Raw genomic sequence first — 5997 nt, 5'->3', positions numbered from 1 at the left:
AGCCCGGCGACGTGCCCGATACCTTCGCCGACACCTCGGCGCTGGAGCAGGCGGTCGGCTACCGCCCGACGACGACAGTGACCGAAGGGGTGGGGCGGTTCGTCGAGTGGTACCAGGCATATTTTGGACGGGGATAGAAAAGTCTTTGCAAGATCACGGCTGGCAAACTCGCCTCAGGCCACCGTCCAGTGATGCTCGATGGCTGCGCAAGCTCCTGCCAGCACGACGCCCACGGGGATTGGCCGCCCCCGCAATTCGCACCACAGCAACATTGATCTTTGATGGGTAATGTTGCGGTTCCGCTCGCCCGCCATCCGCCATTCGCGTTCGTTCATTTCATTGGGCAAAAAACTACCGACAGCGGACAAACTGCCTCGCTATTCGAATGATGCGGTAGCGGCACATAACGCGCATGTTTCCTCCAGCCGGAGGCGCTTCATCCCCGCGCCGCCGGTTAGGCTCGACGGCCGCCCGCCCCCAAAAAGCCGTCGGGCCGCCAGAAATCCCGATATCCTACTCGCCTCGCCTCCTCGCCATCACTGCGTAAACGCCTTGGACATCTGATCCGCAAAGGGTTTCAACAGATAAGACCAGACATTGCGTTCATCGGTGCGGATATGAACCTCGGCGGGCATACCTGGCCTCAGCACCTTCGCTTCGGTCAGGCAATTCGATTTGCTTTCGACCTTGATCCGCGCCGAGAAATAGGAAAGCTGACGTTGCGGATCTTTAATCAGATCTGCCGAGATGTGTTTCACTGACCCTTGGCAGACCGGAGTGGTTCCCACGTCGAACGCCGGAAAACGGATCGATACCGGCTGCCCTGGCCGGACGTCGTCGACCCGCGACGGAGGGATCAGCGCGTCCACCACAAGATCGTCGGCATCAGGCACGATGGTCATGAGCATCTCGCCAGGCGCGATAACGCCGCCGACGGTATGGACAGCCGATTCCTGTATTGTTCCGGACTGCGGCGCGCGGATCGTTGTCTTGGTCAATTCATCCTGGGCCACAATCCTCCGTTCGTTGAGTTCGGTCTGCTTGGCTTCCGTCTCGCGGAGTTCGGTCGTCACGTCAGTGCGCCTTTGGTCATCCAGCTGCAGCATCTGCAACCCCGTTTCGCTAATGCGCGCCTGCGCTTCAGCTACTGCGGCAGCGAGGCGCCCCGATTCTCCCCTGGCCCGGGTGGCATCCAGCCTGATGTTGCTCACCCTCTCCTTGGAGACGAGTTTTTTGGCGTAGAGGGAATCAACGTCGGCGAAATCCTTATTCAGCAGAGCAACCGATTCATCCACCGCGCTCTGTTGCGCTTTGAGGCCGTCGATCTGACGTTCAAGTTGCTGGGATTGGCTTCTCAACTGTGCCTTCTGTCCAGCCAAAGCCGAAGCGCGCGTTTCAAAGAGCGCGCGCTCGCCATTGACGAGCGCAGCCAGCTCCGGCTGGTTCATTCGCGCCTTCAGGCCGACCGGCAGTTGCATTTCCGCTAGGCCCGTTCGCTCAGCCTCCAGCCGAGCGAGCCGGACGGTCGCGCGATCGAGATCCTCACTGATGATTTGCAGGTTCGCGCGAGTCAGCGTGTCATCCAGTCTGACCAGCACGTCGCCGGCTCGTACATGATCTCCGTCCTGCGCGAAGATCCCGCCCACTGTGCCTCCGGTTTGATGCTGGACCTTCTTGACGTTGGTTTCCACCACCACGGTGGCCGGTGCAACCACAGCGCCGGCGATGTTGGTCAACCCCAGCCACAGGCCGCCGCCAAGGACCAGCAGACCTGTAATCACCAAACCGAATATCAGGTTGGCCCGTATACCGTCCGACAGATCTGGCGCGCTCACGGCAGCCCGTTTGCTGCCACGAAGGGTCCGAGCATACGATGAGAAAGCGACGAATGTTTCGAGCAGAGCTTCATGCATGTCCGGCAACACCCGGTATCGGCGCCAAAGAAGATGGCCGAGGTGAAACAGGCGGTGAAGGTCGGAGCACGTTCGCCAAGACCTGCTCGCGCGAGCCAAAGGCATGAACCGTCCCATTCGACATAACCAGCACCTGATCGATATTCGCGAGTGCCGAAGGACGATGCGCAACGACAATGACGATGCCCCCGCGCTGACGCACTGTCCGTATGGCGCCGGCCAGGGCAGCGTCTCCGTCCACGTCGAGGTTCGAGTTCGGTTCGTCGAGCACGACAAGAAACGGCTCGCCATAAAGTGCTCGGGCGAGACCCACGAGTTGCCTCTGCCCTGCCGACAGGGCCGCTCCGCCCTCGCCTATGCGGGTCTGAAATCCCTGAGGGAATTGCATTATCATTTTCTCGACGCCGGCTGCTCTTGCCGCCGCAAGGACGCCTTTTGGATCCGTCTTGCCTCGGAACCTCGAAATGTTGTCTGCTACCGTGCCGTCAAACAACTCCACATCCTGCGGCATGTAGCCGATATGGGCGCCGAGCTGTTCCGAGTTCCATTGATCGAGAGAGGCGCCGTCCAATCTCACCGAGCCATGGAGCGGCTTCCACACTCCGACCAACGAACGCACCAAAGTTGTCTTGCCGGAACCGCTTGGGCCGATTACGGCCATCCCAGCGCCTCTCGACAGATGGAAGCTCACATTCACCACGGTTGGCTTTGGCAAGCCGGGCGGCGCAATGGTCAATTGCTCGACCGCAAACCGCGCCTGCGGCCGAGGCAACTCCATTGGCTCGTCCTGGCGGCCGAATGCCGCCATGACCGCTGCCAGCTCGGAATAGCTGCGCCGGGCCGACAGAAAGCCTCTCCAGTTTGCGATCGCAGCATCCACCGGGGCCAAGGCGCGGCCAAGCAAAATGGAAGATGCGATGATCACCCCAGGTGAAGCCTCGCCGCCGATCACCAGGTAAGCGCCGAGACCGAGAACACAGGACTGCAACGCCATCCGCAGGGCCTTCGACAGCGAACTGGCGCCACCAACGACGTCAGAGAGACGTTCCTGCTGGGCGAGATAGGCTCGGCTGACGTCGCTCCAGCGTCGAGCCAGTCGACCAGACAGCCCCATTGCGTGAACGACTTCGGCGTTGCGCCGGCCGGAATCGGCAAGCGCCCGCTGCGACAGCAGCTCCTCCGAGGCACGCGCGGCGGGGCCTCGGCTAAACACTTCCGCGATCGCTGTTAAGAGGACCACAGCGATCGCGCCGACCGTCGCCAGCAGGCCGAGCGAAGGATGGAGCAAATAAATGATCAGCAGATAAAAGGGGATCCACGGGGCGTCGAAGATGACCGTCGGTCCCGTTCCGGAGAGAAAGCCGCGCAGTCGGTCAAGATCGTGCAAAGGCTGCAGACGGTCCGCATCACGCCCTGCCTTGAGCGGCAGGGACAGGGAGATGGAGAACACCTTTTGCTGCAAATTCCTATAGAGACGGCTGCCGATGCGGACCAACACGCGAAGCCGCACGAAATCCAGAAGCCCATGGACCGCATACAGACCCAGCATGCCGATCGTGAACCCCACCAGGGTGGGAACGCTCTGCGACGGCAGAACGCGATCGTAAATCTGCAACATATAGACCGAACCGGTCAGAGCGAGAATGTTTATCACTGCCGAGAACAGCGCCACGCCAAGCAGCCCAGGCATGCAGGCGAGAATGGCGGAACGTAGCTCGGGAGAACCAGCCCCCGATGTTTTCATGACCAGCGGTCGTTCGCGCGACACTGCCGCGCCGTTACTTCCGTAAGTTGTGATGGCTCAAACCTTTCTTGATGCGCATAGCAGCCGCTATCCGTCGCCCCCCTTATTACGCTCTGCTTACATACGTCGACTTTGAGGAAAATGCAGCGGATTCGTGGCATGAACCGGCGAAACGCGGCCGCCGACGTCTCCCTGTCTGGGGATAACTTCACGAAAAATGACGATTTTCGCTAAAGGAACTGGTCAGAACGGAGCCGGCAAAAGAGGCGTATGTCCTTGCTCCCAAACACTTTCAAAGGTGCCACAGTCGACTGAGCAAAATACCTGCTACTGAGCAACAACTTAGATCAATCAAACATTCTATCTCGCTGTGTTTCGTATTTGATTTCATCCTAATGTAGCAATCACCTAAGCAGACGCGGGGCATAAATCGAATCAACCAAAGGATCATTGGATGACACTCCATTATGCGTCCGGTGGATCAGCCACCGAAGTCGCAACCGCCGGGTTCAACCTGGTCGATGTTCAATATCTTTCGCAGGTCAATGCTTTGCCGGACGGCATGAAAGGCCTCGTCTATCTCGGAGCGCACGACGGCGTCACCTCCTCCTTCATTGAAAAAGTTACACCATTTCTGAACAACCCGAAGGTGTTCGGATTTTTCCTGATGGACGAGCCAGATCCCACCGGCAGGTGGGGCACATATGCAACTGCCGAAAACCTGAAAGCGGAATCGGATTGGATCCATTCCCATTTTCCGGGCGCCAAGACCTTCGTCACCATGATGAATATGGGGTCTCCTACAAATCCGGATTTTTCCAACACCTATAATCCGGCCAATACAGGCATCGACTATTACGGGTTGGACCCGTACCCGGTGCGCGATGACGTGAGCACGGTCGACTACAACATGATCGACAGGGCCGTGGGCGCGGCAGTGAAGTCCGGCATCCCGATCGACAAGATCATTCCGGTCTACCAGACTTTTGGCGGTGGCAACTGGACGACCGACACGGGCGGGAAGCATCAGATGCCAACGACGGAACAGATGCAAACGATGATAGATCATTGGGCAGCACTGGTTCCGTCGCCTGCCTTCGATTATGCCTATGCCTGGGGCTCGCAGAACGGAGACACAGCTCTGGAGAATTCGCCGGCACTGCAGGCCTTCTTCCAGCAGCACAACCTCCAAAGCACCGGTGGCTCTGCCGCCCCTCCAGCAAGCGATCCGATCGATACCCCGACCACGCCGCCAAGCGACGCCGGCGCCCCTGCTCCCGCCGCGCCGGCCCCGTCGGACAGCGATCATATATTCCATGGCACGCGCGGCGCAGACGTTTTTCACGCGACCACGGGCAATGACAAATATCTCGTCAACAATGCCCATGACAAGGTGATGGAAGCGCCAAGCGGCGGGGTCGACAAGGTCGTGGCCTCGGTGAGTTACGCTCTTACGGCGGGCTCACATATCGAGCAGCTCTCCACCGCCAGTTCGGGTGGCAGGGCGTCCATCAACCTGACCGGCAACGAATTCGGTCAAGCCATCTATGGGAATGGCGGCGCCAACAAGATCAATGGTGGCGGTGGCGCGGACAAGATGACCGGCTATGGCGGCAATGACACCTATTACGTCGACAATGCCCACGACAAGGTGGTGGAGCAGAGAGGAAGCGGCGCCGATAAGGTTCTTGCCTCGGTGAGCTTCGCTCTTTCGGCTGGCTCGCATATCGAGCAACTCGCAACCACCAAGGCATCCAGCAAGGCCGCCATCAATCTGACCGGCAACGAATTCGGACAGACCATTCAAGGCAATGCCGGTAGCAACAAGATCGACGGTGGCGGCGGAGCCGATACGTTGAGCGGGCGTGGGGGCAGAGATGCCTTCGTGTTCAGTACCGCCCTTGGTGCTGGAAACGTGGACAAGATCACTGATTTCAACAAAGCCCAGGACAAAATCCACCTCGATCATTCCATCTTTGCCGGTCTCGATCAGGGGGGCCTCTCGTCGGACGCTTTCTTTGCCGGCAAAGCCGCGCATGACAGTTCCGATCACATTATCTACAACAGTTCGACGGGAGCTCTTTCTTTCGACAGCGACGGCGTCGGAGGCGCAAACCAGATCCATTTCGCGAGCCTCTCTCCGCATCTGTCGATTACCGCATCGTCTTTTCTGGTCACCTGAACCAGCCCAGCGAAGAAACGCTTTAAGAAGTCGGGGGGGGGCGCGGGGGGGGCGCCCCCCGGGTGGGGTGGGGTGGGGGCACACCCCGGCGGGGGGGGGGGGGGGGGGGGGCCCGGCGGCGGCGGGGCGCCGGGGGGGGGGCGGGTGGGGGTGTGGGG

General features: G+C 59.8%; 3 protein-coding genes and 1 pseudogene. 2 read left to right on the top strand and 2 right to left on the bottom strand.

What is annotated here, in order from left to right:
* Positions 1-137 (top strand): annotated as a pseudogene (locus NKH06_RS31780) (capsular biosynthesis protein CpsI); the annotation flags it as partial.
* A gap of 399 nt (positions 138-536) precedes the next feature.
* Here the strand turns inward: NKH06_RS31780 and NKH06_RS31775 are convergent.
* The gene (locus NKH06_RS31775) at positions 537-1913 is read right to left on the bottom strand and encodes an HlyD family type I secretion periplasmic adaptor subunit (protein WP_023808938.1); all 1377 of its coding nucleotides are present in this window, start codon (positions 1911-1913) and stop codon (positions 537-539) included.
* Positions 1906-3657 carry a type I secretion system permease/ATPase gene (locus NKH06_RS31770; protein WP_031212338.1) on the bottom strand — a complete coding sequence of 584 codons (1752 nt, stop codon included), beginning with the start codon at positions 3655-3657 and terminating at the stop codon, positions 1906-1908. The genes NKH06_RS31775 and NKH06_RS31770 overlap by 8 nt, the downstream gene beginning before the upstream one ends.
* 454 nt (positions 3658-4111) lie before the next feature.
* Between NKH06_RS31770 and NKH06_RS31765 the strand changes: the two genes are divergently transcribed.
* Complete coding sequence (locus tag NKH06_RS31765) at positions 4112-5839, top strand: calcium-binding protein (protein WP_023808940.1); 1728 nt, start codon at positions 4112-4114, stop codon at positions 5837-5839.
* The last annotated feature ends 158 nt before the right edge of the window (positions 5840-5997 follow it).

Source organism: Mesorhizobium sp. M1342 (genome assembly GCF_040317955.1).
Taxonomy (GTDB): domain Bacteria; phylum Pseudomonadota; class Alphaproteobacteria; order Rhizobiales; family Rhizobiaceae; genus Mesorhizobium.
The sequence above is the reverse complement of the archived record's forward strand: the minus strand, read 5'-3'. Positions and strand labels throughout refer to the sequence as shown.

Coding starts and splice junctions, on each gene's coding strand:
- NKH06_RS31775 (WP_023808938.1), bottom strand. CDS start 1,913: ATGCATGAAGCTCTGCTCGAAACATTCGTCGCTTTCTCATCGTATGCT.
- NKH06_RS31770 (WP_031212338.1), bottom strand. CDS start 3,657: ATGAAAACATCGGGGGCTGGTTCTCCCGAGCTACGTTCCGCCATTCTC.
- NKH06_RS31765 (WP_023808940.1), top strand. CDS start 4,112: ATGACACTCCATTATGCGTCCGGTGGATCAGCCACCGAAGTCGCAACC.